This is a genomic window from Curtobacterium sp. NPDC089991, assembly GCF_044748425.1.
Lineage (GTDB): Bacteria > Actinomycetota > Actinomycetes > Actinomycetales > Microbacteriaceae > Curtobacterium.
Genome location: NZ_JBIVGB010000001.1, coordinates 993,646 through 1,008,692, shown reverse-complemented (window position 1 = coordinate 1,008,692; position 15,047 = coordinate 993,646). Strand labels below are relative to the sequence as shown.

Sequence of the window (15,047 nt, the reverse complement as noted above, 5' to 3'; positions counted from 1 at the left end):
CCACGGGCCTCCCGTCCGCCCGCCGGTCACGTGCCGGGCGCGGGCCGGATCGCGCGCTACGCCGGCTCGAACAGGTGGATGCCGGGGCCGTAGGCGGTGAACACCTGACCGGCGGGGCGGAGCCGCTCGTGGTCACGGTGCTTCTCGCTCGACCACGCGAGGCGGTAGCCGAGCACGTCCTCGCGCACCGGCAGCGTCAGGTCACGAGTGCGCCCGCTGCCGTGCACCACGACCAGCACGCGGTCGTACGGCTCGTGCTCGGGCGTCGACTCGGCGAAGTACTGCAGGACGCGGTGCACCGGCTGGTCCCAGCCCTCGATGGTCATCGGGTGCCCGTCCGGCCCGTACCAGGACATCCGCGAGGCACCCGGGGTCTCCTGCCCCTCGACGCCGAAGCGCGTCGGCCGGAGTGCAGGGTGCGCCTGCCGGAACCGGGCGAGCGCGGCGACGGCCTCGGTCATCGACTCGGCGTCCTCGTCGTCGGACCAGTCCACCGGGGTGAGGTCGTCGGACACGACGTACGCGTTGTTGTTGCCGTGCTGCGTGCGGCTCCGCTCGTCACCCGCGGTGAGCATCGGCACCCCGGCGGAGAGCAGCAGCGTCGCCGCGAGGTTCCGCATCGAGCGGCCGCGCGCTGCCCGGACGCCGCGGTCGGCGGTGTCGCCCTCGATACCGTGGTTGAACGAGCGGTTGTCGTTCGAACCGTCGCGGTTCTCCTCGCCGTTCGCCTCGTTGTGCTTGCCGTCGTACGACACCAGGTCGAGCAGCGTGAAGCCGTCGTGAGCGGTGACGAAGTTGACGCTCGCGAGCGGACCGCGGTCGACGCCGAAGACGTGGCGCGAGCCGGTCAGGGCGCCGGCGAGGGCGCCGATGCCGGTGCGGGGCATGCCGTTGCGGCGTTCCTCGGCGATGTCCGTCAGCCAGAACTGGCGGACCGTGTTGCGGAAGCCGTCGTTCCACTCACTGGTGCGGTCGCCGGCCGCCCCGAACGAGCCGGTCTTCCAACCGTCGGGTCCGACGTCCCACGGTTCGGCGATGACCAGGGTGTCCTGCAGGTCGGGGTGGTTCCGGATCCGCTCGAGCAGCGGGTGCGACGGGTCGAAGACGTGGTCGGCGTCGCGGGCGAGCGCGGCCATCAGGTCGAAGCGGAAGCCGTCGACCTGCACCTCGCGCGCCCAGTACACCAGGCTGTCGACGATCAGGTCCGCCGTGGACTCCACCGAGGTGTCCAGGGTGTTCCCGCAGCCGGTGGTGTCGTAGTAGGTGTCCCGGAACGGCGGCGCGGCCTGGGTCCACCGGTACCGCTCCGCACCGTCGATGCCGCGCAGGCTGGTGGTGGGCCCGCCGATGCCCTCTTCCGCCGTGTGGTTGTAGACGACGTCGAGCACCACCTGGATGCCCGCTTCGTGCAGCAGCCGGACCATGCCCTTGAACTCGCGCAGCACCGCGGACGCGCCCTCGGCCCGTGCGGGAGCCGAGGCGTGCGCGGCGTGCGGCGCGAAGAACCCGAGGGTGTTGTAGCCCCAGGCGTTCTCGCGGCCGGCGTCCCGCAACCAGTTCTCGGTGTCGAACGCGTGCACCGGCAGGAGCTCGAGCGTCGTGACACCGATCCGGTGCAGGTGCGCGATGGTGCTCTCGTGCGCCACCCCGGCGTACGTGCCGCGCAGGTGCTCCGGCAGGTGCGGGTTCGCGGCGGTCAGGGTGCGGACGTTCGCCTCGTAGACCACGGCGCGGTCGAGCGGGACCGTGGGCTTGACGACGCCGCCCCAGTCGAAGGCGTCGTCCACGACGACGCTCGTCCAGCGGGGCGTGCCGAGTCCGGTCGGGGCGATGCCGCGGGCGTACGGGTCGAGCAGGGGCCGTGTCGGCTCGAACTCGTTCCGCGGTCCGACGGGCCCGTCGACGAGCAGGTGGTACCGGTCACCCGGGGCGGCGCCGGGGGTCTCGGCCGTCCACAGGTCGGTCGCCGGCAGCCGCTCGAGCGGGTACCGGACCGGCTGCCCGTCCGCTCGCTCGACGACCACGACGACGGCCGTGGCGGTGGCGGACCGCAGGGAGAACCGCGGGACGTCGGCCCCGAGGTCGAACCCCGGGGTGTGGTCGATCGCTGTCTCGTGCACCCGACAAGGGTACGAGGACCGGCGCGTATCCTGGACACCGCTCGTTCCAGGGGGTGCAGATGCCGGTCTACCTCGACCACGCCGCGACGACGCCGATCCTGCCGGAGGCGCTCGCCGCGTTCACCGATGCGCTCGGCACCGTCGGCAACCCGTCGTCGATCCACAGCGCCGGGCAGCACGCCAAGATGCTGCTCGAGGACGGCCGCGCCGCCGTCGCCCGGTCGCTCGACGCCGACACCGTCGAGGTCGTCTTCACCTCCGGCGGCACGGAGAGCATCAACCTCGCCGTGAAGGGCCTGTTCTGGGCACGTCAGCGCGACCGTGCCCGCCCCCGCATCGTCGTGCCGGGGGGCGAGCACCACGCCACCGTCGACACCCTGACCTGGCTGGAGACGCACGAGGGCGCCGTCGTCGACGTGGTCCCGTTGGACGCGCAGGGCCGCGTCGACCTCGTCGGACTGGAGGCACGGCTCGCCTCCGCCGACGACGTCGCCCTGGTCACGTTCCTGTGGGCGAACAACGAGGTGGGCACCATCCAGCCCGTGGCACGGATCGTGGAGCTCGCGCACGCCGCCGGCGTGCCCGTGCACAGCGACGCCGTCGCCGCCTACGGCCAGGTGCCGGTGTCGTTCGCCGCGTCCGGCCTCGACGCCCTGAGCGTCTCCGCGCACAAGGTCGGCGGACCGGTCGGCATCGGTGCGCTGGTGCTCGGGCGGAAGGCCACCGTCGAGCCCCTCATCCACGGCGGCGGGCAGCAGCGCCAGGTGCGGAGCGGCACCCAGGACGCCCCCGCTGCGGCCTCGTTCGGCGTCGCGGCCACGATGGTCGCCGCCGAACCGATGCCGCACCCGTCGCTCGTCGCCCTGCGCGACCGGCTCGTCGCCGGTGTCCGCGCGGCCGTGCCGTCCGCCGTGCTGATGGGGGACCCCGTCGACCGGCTGCCCGGCAACGCGCACTTCACGTTCCCGGGCTGCGAGGGCGATTCGCTCCTGTTCCTGCTCGACGCCGCCGGGGTCGCCGTCTCGACCGGGTCTGCATGCCAGGCCGGCGTGCCCGAGGCGTCGCACGTGCTGCTCGCGATGGGGCTGTCGGAGCAGGACGCCCGCGGCGCGCTCCGGATCACGCTCGGACACACCTCGACCGATGCGGACGTCGACGCCTTCCTGGCGGCGCTGCCGGACGCGGTCGCGCGGGCCGGCGCTGCGGGCATGGCGTCGCGGGAGCCGCTGCTGGGGCGGTAGCGCGCCCTCCGGCGGGGGTGCGACGCCGACCGGCCTGCCGCGCCGGTAGGATCGGTGACCATGGTCGAACTGGACTTCACCGAGCAGCTCTCCGCCCTCCGAGAGACCTTCGGCAACATCCGCTCGGTGGTCGACGTCGACCGCCTGCAGCGTGAGATCGCCGACCTCAGCGAGCAGGCGGGTGCCCAGGACCTCTGGGACGACGTCGAGCACGCGCAGCAGGTGACGAGCGCGCTCTCGCACCGGCAGTCGGAGCTCAAGAAGATCACCGACACCGAGCGACGCATCGACGACCTCGAGGTGCTGGTCGAGATGGCGAACGAAGGCGACGACCAGGACTCGGCCGACGAAGCCGTCGCCGAGCTCAAGGCGGTCCAGAAGACCATGGGCGACCTCGAGGTGCAGACGCTCCTCGACGGCGAGTACGACGACCGCCCCGCCGTGATCACCATCCGCGCCGGGGCCGGCGGCGTCGACGCCGCGGACTTCGCCGAGATGCTCATGCGCATGTACCTGCGGTACGCCGAACAGCACGGCTTCAAGACCACCGTGATGGAGACGTCCTACGCCGAAGAAGCGGGCATCAAGTCCGCCACGTTCGAGGTCGACGCCCCCCACGCCTTCGGCACCCTGTCGATCGAGGCCGGCACCCACCGACTCGTCCGCATGTCGCCGTTCGGCGCAGCGGGCAAGCGGCAGACCTCGTTCGCCGCGGTCGAGGTCATCCCGCTCATGCCGGAGACGATGGTCATCGACATCCCCGAGAACGACATCCGCGTCGACGTCTTCCGTTCGTCGGGCCCCGGCGGGCAGTCCGTCAACACGACCGACTCCGCGGTGCGCCTGACGCACATCCCGACCGGCACCGTCGTCTCCATGCAGAACGAGAAGTCGCAGATCCAGAACCGTGCGGCCGCCATGCGCGTGCTGCAGTCGCGCCTGCTCCTCCTGAAGAAGGAAGAGGAGAACGCGAAGAAGAAGGAGCTCGCCGGCAACATCACGGCGAGCTGGGGCGACCAGATCCGGTCCTACGTGCTGGCGCCGTACCAGATGGTCAAGGACCTGCGGAGCGAGCACGAGGTGAACAACCCCTCAGCCGTGTTCGACGGCGACCTGGACGGCTTCATCAACGCCGGCATCCGCTGGCGCAAGCAATCCGTCGACGCGTAGGGGTTCGTGAGCCGCGCGCCTCGCTTGCTTTCCAAGCGGGGCGACCTACCCTGATCCGGTCATGATCAAATTCGACCAGGTCACCAAGGTCTACTCGGGCAACCCGAGTCCGGCGCTCGACAACCTCACCCTCGAGATCCTCAAGGGCGAGTTCGTGTTCCTCGTGGGCGCCTCGGGTTCCGGCAAGTCCAGCTTCCTGCGCCTCGTGCTCAAGGAGGAGAAGCCCTCCCGCGGCCAGATCCACGTGCTCGGGCAGCGCCTCGGGTCCCTGGCGTCGCGGAAGGTCCCGTACTTCCGGCGCAACCTCGGCGTCGTGTTCCAGGACTTCCGACTCCTGCCCAACAAGAACGTCTTCGACAACGTCGCGTTCTCGCTGCAGGTGATCGGCAAGAGCAAGGGCTTCATCAGCGAGGCCGTCACCGACGTGCTGAAGCTCGTCGGACTCGCGGGCAAGGCGACCCGCATGCCGCACGAGCTCTCCGGTGGTGAGCAGCAGCGCGTGGCGATCGCCCGCGCCGTCGTCAACAAGCCGGCGATCCTGCTGGCCGACGAGCCCACCGGCAACCTGGACCCCACCACGTCCGCCGGCATCATGGCGCTCCTCGAACGCATCAACCAGGGAGGCACCACCGTGCTCATGGCGACCCACGACGCCAGCATCGTGAACCAGATGCAGCGTCGGGTCATCGAGCTGTCGAACGGCACGGTCCTCCGGGACGAGCAGTCCGGCGGCTACCAGACCCAGGCGGTCCCGATCCAGCGCGGCACCGTGTCGAACACGACCGGCATCCAGACCATCCCGGGGCTCATCCGATGAGGCTCGGGCTCGTCATGTCCGAGGTCGGCTCGGGCCTGCGGCGCAACGCGTCGATGGTCGTCTCCGTCGTCCTCGTGACCTTCATCTCGCTCACCTTCGTCGGGACCGCGATCCTGCTCCAGATGCAGATCAACCAGATGAAGGGGTACTGGTACGACCGGGCGCAGGTCGCCGTCTACCTGTGCACCGACACCGACACCACCGGCAACTGCACGGGTGCCAAGGCCACCGAGGACCAGCGGAAGCAGGTCCAGGCCCAGCTCGAGTCGTCCACGCTCAAGCCGTACATCGAGAAGACGTACTACGAGGACCAGGACCAGGCGTTCACCCGCTTCAAGGAGCAGTTCAAGGACTCCGCGGCGACCGAGTTCGTCAAGCCCGAGTACCTCAACGAGACCTTCTGGGTGAACCTGAAGAACCCGTCGCAGGCCGACGTCCTCGTCGAGAGCCTGTCGAAGGTCGCCGGCGTGCAGAGCGTCGTCGACCAACGCGGCTACCTGCAACCGATCTTCAACCTGCTCAACGCGTCGTCGTACACGGCGATCGGCATCGCGGCGCTCATGCTCGTCGCCGCCGTGCTCCTCATCGCGACCACGATCCGGTTGTCCGCCTTCAGCCGCAGGCGAGAGCTCGGCATCATGCGGCTGGTCGGTGCGTCGAACCGGTTCATCCAGACGCCGTTCGTGCTCGAGGGGGTGATCGCCGCCGCCATCGGAGCCGTCCTGGCGGGTGGCGCCATCACCGCGGTGGTGTGGTTCTTCGTCCGGAACTTCCTGGCCGAGCGCTTCACCGGCACAGCCTTCATCGGCATGGGTGACGCGGCCATCGTGGTGCCGTCGGTGATCGTCATCGGGGTGTTGCTCGCCGCGGTGTCGGCGTCGATCGCCATCCGCCGCTACCTCAAGGTCTGATCCGCCGCGCCGGGAAGGTGCGTGCGGCGCCTGCTGTTGGGTAGTCTGTAGGGCTGCGCAGCGCAGTGCCCGGTACGAGAGGAGTCGTCATGGCGAAGGAACGCGGTGAGAAGGTCGTCGCGACGAACCGTCGTGCCCGACACGACTACCTCATCGAGGACACGTACGAGGCTGGCATGGTCCTGTCCGGCACCGAGGTGAAGTCCCTGCGCATGGGACGCGCCTCGTTGGTCGACGGGTACGCCTACATCGACCGGGGCGAAGCCTGGATCGATGCCGTGCACATCCCCGAGTACACCGAGGGCACCTGGAACAACCACGCACCTCGGCGCAAGCGCAAGCTGCTCCTCCACAAGCAGCAGATCGTGAAGATCTCGCACAAGACGGCCCAGGGCGGCTACACCCTCGTGCCGCTGCAGATCTACTTCCACGACGGTCGGGCCAAGATCGAGATCGCGGTCGCCAAGGGCAAGCGCGAGTTCGACAAGCGTCAGGCCATGCGGGAGAAGACCGACAAGCGTGAGGCCGAGCGGGCCATGCGCACGAAGAACCGCGTCGGCGAGTAGCGGCCTCGCACCTCGGTCAGCTAGACTGAGGGACTGCTCCGATCGGAGCAGTGGCAACACAACTCAACAGCGTGACAGTGGCTCGCACGTCCGGCCCGCATGGGGATGATCGGTTTCGACATTGCCTGTGTGCCGACGGGAAGCGGGCCGAGGACCCACGGTTATCTCGTGAACGATCCGTGGAAAACAACAAGTGCCAATTCCAAGCGCACTGACTTCGCTCTCGCTGCGTAAGCAGCCCAGCACATGAAGTCCGTCGGCCAGGTGACCGTCCCCTAACCTGATCCCGGCGTCATCCAGAGGACTTGCTGCACGGTTGCGCCTCAGGGCCGTGCGGGACTTGCACTGAGACTGGGCCCGTCGTCCTAGAAGCCGGTAGCAAAGGACGGGGCCGAGCAGAACGAACTATCCGGATACGCCCGTAGAAGACGTCGAATTGCAGCGATGGACGGGGGTTCGATTCCCCCCATCTCCACCATTCGCCGGTCGTCGAGCCGCTGTCACCACGTGTTGCCCGAACGCCCCGTCACCGTCCCTGGACGATGCCGGGGCGTTCGCTGTCTCGCCACGTCAGGGGACTACGCTCCGGAGGAGGCGCAGGGAAACGCCCGCGCCGACCCCGAACGGAAGGCCCCCACGTGGTGCAGGAGATCGCGATCCGAGTCCGTCTGCGCGAGCAGGAGCGAGTGGTGCTCGCCGACTACGAGCGGATCGTGGGGTCCGTCGCCACGGTTGCCGCCCTCGCTGCCTGGCTGCCCACGCCCGACGCCCGCCTGGTCGTCCGCGGCCGGGGTGCCGAGCCCGTCCGCCTCGAGACCGTCACCTACGGTTCGGTCGTCGAGATGCTCGTCGTGCTCGACCAGCGTTCGGCTGCTGTCGAACGGGGTGCAGCAGCGATCGCGGCGCTGATCGAGTCGGTGCGGCACGAGCACGTCGCCGATGACGTGGCCGGGGTCGCCGGTGAGCTGGACCGCCTGGACCGCGCTGCACCGCGCGGACGGTCGGTCGTCGAGCGCACGCTCCGCACGTTCCTCGAGGGTGCGCGCGCCGACGTCCTGGCACGCAAGACCACGACCCGGGTGCGGACCGCGCAGGCGCTGTTGCGGCTCGCCGAGGACGACGCGGTGCTCACCGTGGAGCGGGTGACGGACGCGCTCGCGCCCGTGCTCGAGGAACACGCGGTCGACGTCGCGCTGGACACGGGTTCCGCCGTGGTCGTCGAGCCGATCGACGGGGTCGAGTCGCCGGAGCAGGCACCGGTCCTGCCGTTGCCTTCGGGGGAAGCGAAGCCGAAGAAGTCGGACAAGAAGCCGTCCAAGAAGCAGGACGACGGCAAGAAGAAGTCCGACAAGAAGAAGTCGGACAAGAAGGACGACGGCAAGAAGAAGTCCGACAAGAAGAAGTCGGACAAGAAGGACGACGGCAAGAAGAAGAAGTCCAAGAAGTAGCAGCCTGAGCGCTTATACAGCACAATTGTTTCCGGCATGTTAAAGAATCCGGCCAAGCCGCTGTCCCGGTGCCAGAGTCGATGAGCGCGACCCCCGTTCGTGGGGCCCGCTCACTCGACGGGAGCAGCAGTGGCTACAACGACGACGCCGGCGTTGCCGGACTCCGGCCTCAAGCGGAACGTGGGCTTCATCGGGCTCATCTGGGCCTCGACGGGGTCGATCATCGGCTCCGGTTGGCTCTTCGGGTCGCAGGAGGCCCTGAAGACCGCAGGCCCGGCCGCGATCATCTCGTGGCTCATCGGTGGTGTGGCGATCCTCGTCCTCGCCCTCGTACACGCCGAACTCGGCGGCATGTTCCCGATCGCGGGCGGGACGGCACGGTTCCCGCACATCGCGTTCGGTGGCATCGCCGGCGCGTCGTTCGGCTGGTTCTCCTGGTTGCAGTCCGTGACCGTCGCCCCGATCGAGGTCGAGGCGATGATCAAGTACGCGCAGCACTGGCAGTTCGCGCACCCGTGGCTGCACACGACGCCGGTGGACGGGGAGACGCAGCAGCTGCTCACCGGCGCGGGCATCGCGGTCGCCGTCGTCCTCATGGCGGTGGTCACCGTGATCAACCTGCTCAGCGTCCGGATCCTCGCGAACACGAACTCGGCGGCGACGTGGTGGAAGGTCGCCATCCCGCTGCTGGTCATCATCGTGCTGGCGTTCAGCGGGTTCCACGGCTCGAACTTCACGGCGGCTGACGGCTTCATGCCCGAGGGTGCCAAGGGGGTCCTGGCGGCGGTGTCCACCTCCGGCATCATCTTCGCCTTCCTGGGCTTCGAGCAGGCCGACCAGCTCGCGGGTGAAGCGAAGAACCCGCGGCGGGACATCCCGCGCGCCGTCATCGGCTCGGTGCTCATCGGGCTGGTGATCTACCTGCTGCTGCAGGTCGTGTTCCTCGGGGTGCTCCGGTCGGATGCGATCCAGGGGTCCTGGGCCACCGCCGACTTCACGAAGTACACGGGGCCGTTCGCCGACATCGCGATGGCCGCGGGCATCACGTGGCTGGCGGTGGTCATCTTCATCGACGCGATCATCTCGCCCGCGGGGACCGGGCTGATCTACGTGACGGCGACGAGCCGCATCTCCTACGGACTCAGTCGCAACGGGTACTTCCCGAAGGCGTTCGAGTGGACGACGAAGCAGGGCGTGCCGTGGGTCGGGCTCGTCGCGGCGTTCGTCGTCGGTTGCGCGTGCTTCGCACCGTTCCCCTCGTGGCAGGGGCTGGTGAGCCTCATCACGAGCGCGTCGGTCCTGATGTACGCCGGTGCCCCGTTGGCGCTCGGTGCGTTCCGGAAGCGGATCCCGGAGATCGAGCGCCCCTACCGGATGCCCGCCGCAGCGGTGCTGTCACCGATCGCGTTCATCGTCGCGAACCTCATCATCCTGTGGACCGGGTGGGACACCGACTGGAAGCTCGGCGTCGCGATCCTCATCGGTGCCGTGGTGATCATCCTGAACAACGTGTTCCGCGGTGCCTCGAGCGTCCGGCCGCGCTGGGACTGGAAGGCGGCGCAGTGGCTGCTGCCGTACCTGATCGGCATGGGGCTCATCGTGTTCCTCAGCGACTTCGGTCCGCTGACGCACCCGGTGTTCCCGCTGTGGATCGACATCGTCGTCGTCGCGCTGTTCTCGCTGGTGATCTACTACTGGGCGATCAACTCCGCCTCGGACCGTGCGGAGATCCTCCGCACGGCCGACGACGTCCGTGACGTCGAGGAATCAGGCGTGGTCGAGCCGGTCCACCACTAGTCGAGCCGGTCCACCATTGGTCGAGCCGGTCCACCACTAGAAGTCGAACAGGTTCGCCCGGATGCCCCCGGCGCCGTACTCCCGCCGCAGGAGCCCACGGCGCCGGAGCACCGGCACCAGGTCGCCGAACATCCGGTGGATCTGCGCCGGGTGCAGGTCGCCCGAGAAGATGATGCCGTCGTTGTCCGCGTCCGACCCGAGCTCCTCGATGAAGTCCGCGAACTCATCGGCGGTCCCGACGAAGCCCTCGCGTGAGGACACCCGCCCCTTGCGGGCCTTGCGTTCCAGCAGCGAGCGCAGCGGGGCGTCCGGGGTGTCGCCGAGCAGCCCGCGGATCGTGCCGGCGGAGACGTGGTCGCCGAAGGTCCCGTCCGGCACGGGCGCGTCGAGGTCGAGCGCGAGCAGGTCCGTCTCGGAGTCGCTCGACCACGCGATCGCCGCGGTCCGCAGGTCGTCGTCGGACGGGTGCCTCGAAGCGGACACGATCCGGTCGGCTTCCTCGGGGGACGACACGATCTCGGGCTTCAGGACGAACAGGATCCGCAGGGAGTCCGCGGAACGCCCGGCGACGGCGGCCGCGGAGACCACCCGAGCGCGGTAGTCCCGCACAGCCGCCGCCGACAGCGGCGCGAGCGCGAGTTGCACGTCCGAGTGGGTGCCGGCGAACGCGAGGCCCCGACCGGAGCCACCGGGGGAGACGACCACCGGGTCCGAGTCGAGCGGCAGCGCGTTGAGCGGGCCGTCGGCGGTGAAGTACGCGCCCTCGTGGTGGAAGGCATCGAGCGCTTCCCCGTCAGCGAAACTCCAGTCGGAGGGGTCCCCGACGTACCCGGACGACCCCCACGACCCCCAGAGTCGGCGGAGCAGCGTGATCCACTCCTCGGCCCGGTCGTACGCCTGGTCGTGCGGCAGCGGCGGCAGACCGGCGTGCCGGGCACTGCCGACGTCGGTCACGACGTTGATGCCGAGCCGCTCGGAGGACAGGTGTGCCAGTGTGGCGAACTGTCGTGCAGCCAGGTACGGCGGCGTGAACCCGGCGTTGACGGTCGGCGCGATGCCGATGTGCGAGGTCGCCGCGAACAGGTACGGCGCGAGCAGCAGGGGGTCGTGCTTCGGGCCGCCGTAGGCCTGGCGGATGCGCAGGTCGAGCGTCGACGGGTTGCCGAGCGAGATGGCGTCCTCCGCGATCACCAGGTCCATGCCGGCCTGTTCGAGCGTGCGGACGGACTGCTGGTACAGGTCGGGCTTGGTCCAGTCGTGGCCCCAGTCCCAGTCCGAGCGCCCCCACGCCTGCGGGCCGAACCCGCGTGAGAAGAAGTACCCGAAGTGTTGCGGTCGTGCCATCGTCTAGAGCTCCTCCGAGATCACGTGCGTGCCCGGGACCGAGTGTTCCAGGGACGCACGCTCCGCGTCGGACGGGCCACGGGCCTCCCGGTCAGCACTGCCGTCTGCGGAACGCAACGCGGCGAACCCGCGTCCCAGGTCGCGGAGCAGGTCCGCGACCTCCTCGATGCCGACCGACAGTCGGATCAGGCCGTCGTCGATTCCCTGGTCGGCGCGTTCAGCGGCGGTCTTGCCGGCGTGCGTCGTCGTCGCGGGGTGCAGGATCAGCGAGCGGACGTCGCCCAGGTGGGTCATCCGGCTGAACAGCTGGACGCTGTCGATGAAGGTGTGCGCGGCGGCTTCGCCGCCCGCCAGCGTGAACGCGAAGACGGAGCCGGCTCCGCGCGGCAGGTAGCGCTGGGCGAGGTCGTGGAACGGACTGGAGGCCAGACCCGCGTGGTCGACGCTCGTCACCTCCGGCTGTGCTTCCAACCACTGCGCCACCGCCAGCGCGTTCGCGCTGTGGCGTTCCACGCGCAGGCTCAGCGTCTCGATGCCCTGGCGGATCAGGAACGCGTTGAACGGCGACGGGGTCGGGCCGATGCGCGAGGCGACGACGTCACGCGCGAAGACGACGAACGCCCGGTTGCCGTAGCGCTCGATGTAGCTGTCGCCGCCGAGCGACCGCTCCGGGCTGGTGAGGTGCTGCCAGCGCTCGGGGGAGGCGGACCAGTCGAACGTGCCGCCGTCGACGACCACGCCGCCGAGGCCCGCGCCGTGGCCGGACAGGAACTTCGATGCCGAGTGGATGACGATGTCGGCGCCGTGCTCGACCGGCCGGACCAGGTACGGCGTCGCCAGGGTGTTGTCCACGATCAGGGGGACCCCGGCACGGTGCGCGGTGTCGGCGACGCCGGTGATGTCGAGGACGTCGTTCTTCGGGTTCGGGATCGTCTCGGCGAAGAACGCCTTCGTGTTCGGGCGGACGAGCCGTGCCCACTCGTCGAGGTCGCGCTGGTCGGCGACGAAGTCGACCTCGATGCCGAGGCGACCGAGGTTCTGCACGAGCAGCCCCTTGGTGCCCTCGTAGATGCTGCGGGCGGCGACGACGTGGTCGCCCGCCTGCAGGAGCCCGAGGAACGCGATGGTGGCCGCCGCCTGGCCGCTGCCGACGAGGATCGCCTCGACGCCCCGCTCGAGCAGGGCGACGCGGCGCTCGACGTCGGCGTTCGTCGGGTTGCCGAGGCGGGTGTAAGTGTAGCCGTCCTCGGTGCCGGCGAAGCGGTCGCGCGCCTGGTCGAAGTCGTCGAAGAGGAAGCCGGAGGACATGTGGATGGCCGGGATCCGTGCGCCGTGCCCTGCGTCGGGCACGAAGCCGCCGTGCACCTGTTCGGTCGAGAAACCGTGATCGTCGTTCGCCATGGGACACCTCCGGGAGTCGTCTGGCGGTAGCCTCGCAGCCTTCGCTGCGTGGACAGGCGATTGCGGCGTTCCGTTACGCGGAACCGGGGTGCGGTGGGGTCGCGGCGGCGCCCCGGCGACTGCCACGATGGGGGCATGGCGACCGACGAAGCGACCCTGATCATCCGCGATGTCCGTCCGTGGGGTGGTGCACGGTCGGACATCCGGGTGGCGGACGGCCGCATCGTCTCGGTCACCGCGACCGGAGCGGGCGACGGCGTCGCGGGCGGTGCCAGTGCCAGTGCCAGTGGCGGTGCCGGTGCCGGTGCCGGTGCTGGTGCTCGGGTCGTCGACGGGCGCGGCCAGCTCGCGCTGCCGGGGTTCGTCAACACGCACGCCCACGTCGACAAGAGCTGGTGGGGGCACGAGTGGGAGTCGTACGGCGGCGAGCCCGGCACGCAGGGGCGCATCGCGCACGAACGAGCTCGGCGTGACGCCCTCGGGATCCCGAGCGAACCCGTCGCCACCCGGGTGCTGCGCGAAGGGCTGCGCACCGGCACCACCCGGGTCCGCACACACGTCGACGTCGACCCCGGCGTCGGGCTGCGGGGGATCGAGGCCGTGCGTGCGGCGGCCGACGCGCTCGACGGTGCGGTCGAGGTGTCGATCGTCGCGTTCCCGCAGGACGGCGTGCTGCGGCGGCCCGGTGTGCTCGACCTGCTGCGGCAGGCGGCGACGGCCGGAGCCGACCACATCGGCGGGCTCGACCCGTCGCTCATCGACCGCGACCCGGTCGGACAGCTCGACGGCCTGTTCGCCATCGCCGCCGACACCGGGTGCGGCATCGACATCCACCTGCACGAGCCCGCCGAGCTCGGTGCGTTCGCGTTCGACCTGGTGCTCGACCGGGTGGAGCGGCTCGGCATCGCACCGGGCAGGGTCAACATCGCCCACGGGTTCGCGATCGTCGACGTCGATCCCGTGCGTCGCCGCGACCTGCTCGCCCGGATGGCGTCGCTCGGCGTCACGATGACCACCGTCGCCCCGGTGCGGATGCGGCAGCTTCCCCTGCACGAGTTCGACGAGGCCGGCGTGCGGTTCGGCTTCGGCACCGACGGCATCCGTGACCTGTGGAGCCCCTACGGCGACGGCGACCTGCTCGGCATCGCGTGGCAGTACGCGCGGGCCGGCGGTGTGGTGCGGGACGAGGACCTGACCCGCGTGGTGGAGCTCGCCACGCGCGACGGTGCCCGGTTCGTCACCGACGAGGCGCACGACCTCGTGGCGGGGGCGCGTGCCGACGTGGTGCTGCTCGACGCCGAGAACCCGATGGACGCCCTGGTGCGGCGGGTGCCGCGGTCGCTCGTCGCCGGCGGCGGCCGGGTGTTCGACCCCGCCGAGCTCGCGCAGCGCCCCTGGGAGTAAGCGCGGGGCTGCGCACCCGTTCTGCGTCATTGCACCAGTCGATCACCGCGTGGATCGTCGCGGACGTGGTGCGAGCAGGGTCTGGCACCGTCAGAAGAGTGCGCGCACGCCCGCCACCACGGTGTCCCAGACCTCGAGCAACGGGACCCGCGCGAGCCACACCGCGAGGCCGTTCACCAGCACGAACAGCACGAACCAGACTCCCGCCGGCACGCGCATCTCGGCTGCGGCGATGTGGAAGTCTGTCTGCACGCGGGCGCCGGTGAGCAGCCACCGTGCGACCTGCACGACGGACCGCAGTCCGTCGACGACGAAGAACGCCCCGACCGCGGCGACCACGAGCACCGTGGTCTCGGACGGACGCAGTGCCACCCACAGCGCCAGGACGTCGAAGCCGAGCACGACGAGCAGCCCGAACCAGTTCCGCACGAACACCAGCGCCACGAGCCCGATCACACCGAGCACGGCGACGGGGAGCCACCGCGAGCCGTGCAGCACCCCGGTCACCAGCAGCACCCCGGCCCAGAGCGGCGCGCTGTACCCGGCGTAGAGGTTGAGGATCCGGACGAGCCAGCGGATGCCGCCGGGGACCCGGCCGAGCTGGACCCAGGCCTCGCCGGAGCCGTCCGGGTGCAGGTCGATGCGCTGGATGCGGCCGCCGAACGGGACGACGACGATGCAGTGCCCGACCTCGTGGGCGATGGTCGCGGCGATCCGGGCGACCCGTCCGACGAGCGGCAGGAACGGCAGGAGCGCGCCGACGACGAGCGCGACGAACACGAGGGGCGGGGCTGCGGTGGTCAAGGGACCAGCATCGCAGCCGTGTCC

The 15,047-nt window shown here is 70.1% G+C and carries 12 protein-coding genes and 1 other RNA gene; 9 read left to right on the top strand and 4 right to left on the bottom strand.

Features of this window, described 5'->3' with window-relative positions:
• Positions 1–56: 56 nt before the first annotated feature.
• Complete coding sequence (locus ACIPV1_RS04750) at positions 57–2,120, bottom strand: glycogen debranching protein (RefSeq protein ID WP_402725836.1); 2,064 nt, start codon at positions 2,118–2,120, stop codon at positions 57–59.
• Between the two features lie 59 nt (positions 2,121–2,179).
• Between ACIPV1_RS04750 and ACIPV1_RS04745 the strand changes: the two genes are divergently transcribed.
• The 8 genes from ACIPV1_RS04745 (at position 2,180) to ACIPV1_RS04710 (ending at position 10,070) form a co-directional block, all read left to right on the top strand.
• A complete protein-coding gene (locus ACIPV1_RS04745; protein ID WP_402725835.1) occupies positions 2,180–3,361 on the top strand; it encodes a cysteine desulfurase family protein in 1,182 nt (393 codons plus the stop codon).
• A 60-nt stretch (positions 3,362–3,421) separates the two neighbouring features.
• On the top strand, positions 3,422–4,531 hold the full coding sequence (gene prfB, locus ACIPV1_RS04740) for a peptide chain release factor 2 (protein ID WP_132100217.1): 1,110 nt from the start codon (positions 3,422–3,424) through the stop codon (positions 4,529–4,531).
• 61 nt (positions 4,532–4,592) lie between these two features.
• Positions 4,593–5,348 carry a cell division ATP-binding protein FtsE gene (ftsE, locus tag ACIPV1_RS04735; protein WP_111086441.1) on the top strand — a complete coding sequence of 252 codons (756 nt, stop codon included), beginning with the start codon at positions 4,593–4,595 and terminating at the stop codon, positions 5,346–5,348.
• Positions 5,345–6,259, top strand: coding sequence for a permease-like cell division protein FtsX (gene ftsX, locus ACIPV1_RS04730; RefSeq protein WP_111086440.1), 915 nt, complete (start codon positions 5,345–5,347; stop codon positions 6,257–6,259). The genes ftsE and ftsX overlap by 4 nt, the downstream gene beginning before the upstream one ends.
• An 89-nt stretch (positions 6,260–6,348) precedes the next feature.
• On the top strand, positions 6,349–6,825 hold the full coding sequence (smpB, locus tag ACIPV1_RS04725; RefSeq protein WP_402725834.1) for an SsrA-binding protein SmpB: 477 nt from the start codon (positions 6,349–6,351) through the stop codon (positions 6,823–6,825).
• 101 nt (positions 6,826–6,926) lie between these two features.
• Positions 6,927–7,303, top strand: a transfer-messenger RNA (tmRNA) gene (gene ssrA, locus ACIPV1_RS04720).
• A 160-nt stretch (positions 7,304–7,463) separates the two neighbouring features.
• Positions 7,464–8,273 carry a hypothetical protein gene (locus ACIPV1_RS04715; RefSeq protein ID WP_402725833.1) on the top strand — a complete coding sequence of 270 codons (810 nt, stop codon included), beginning with the start codon at positions 7,464–7,466 and terminating at the stop codon, positions 8,271–8,273.
• Positions 8,274–8,402: 129 nt separating this feature from the next.
• Positions 8,403–10,070, top strand: a complete 1,668-nt coding sequence (locus ACIPV1_RS04710) for an APC family permease (protein ID WP_402725832.1) — start codon at positions 8,403–8,405, stop codon at positions 10,068–10,070.
• Positions 10,071–10,106: 36 nt separating this feature from the next.
• On the opposite strand, the gene ACIPV1_RS04705 is transcribed toward ACIPV1_RS04710, so the two are convergent.
• Together ACIPV1_RS04705 and ACIPV1_RS04700 are read right to left on the bottom strand one after the other, a co-directional pair.
• Positions 10,107–11,414, bottom strand: coding sequence for an LLM class flavin-dependent oxidoreductase (locus tag ACIPV1_RS04705; RefSeq protein WP_402725831.1), 1,308 nt, complete (start codon positions 11,412–11,414; stop codon positions 10,107–10,109).
• Between the two features lie 3 nt (positions 11,415–11,417).
• On the bottom strand, positions 11,418–12,815 hold the full coding sequence (locus tag ACIPV1_RS04700; protein WP_402725830.1) for an O-acetylhomoserine aminocarboxypropyltransferase/cysteine synthase family protein: 1,398 nt from the start codon (positions 12,813–12,815) through the stop codon (positions 11,418–11,420).
• A 135-nt stretch (positions 12,816–12,950) separates the two neighbouring features.
• Between ACIPV1_RS04700 and ACIPV1_RS04695 the strand changes: the two genes are divergently transcribed.
• Complete coding sequence (locus tag ACIPV1_RS04695; protein WP_402725829.1) at positions 12,951–14,219, top strand: amidohydrolase family protein; 1,269 nt, start codon at positions 12,951–12,953, stop codon at positions 14,217–14,219.
• Positions 14,220–14,309: 90 nt separating this feature from the next.
• Here ACIPV1_RS04695 and ACIPV1_RS04690 read toward each other — a convergent pair whose 3' ends face one another.
• On the bottom strand, positions 14,310–15,023 hold the full coding sequence (locus ACIPV1_RS04690; protein WP_165900965.1) for a M50 family metallopeptidase: 714 nt from the start codon (positions 15,021–15,023) through the stop codon (positions 14,310–14,312).
• Positions 15,024–15,047: the final 24 nt, after the last annotated feature.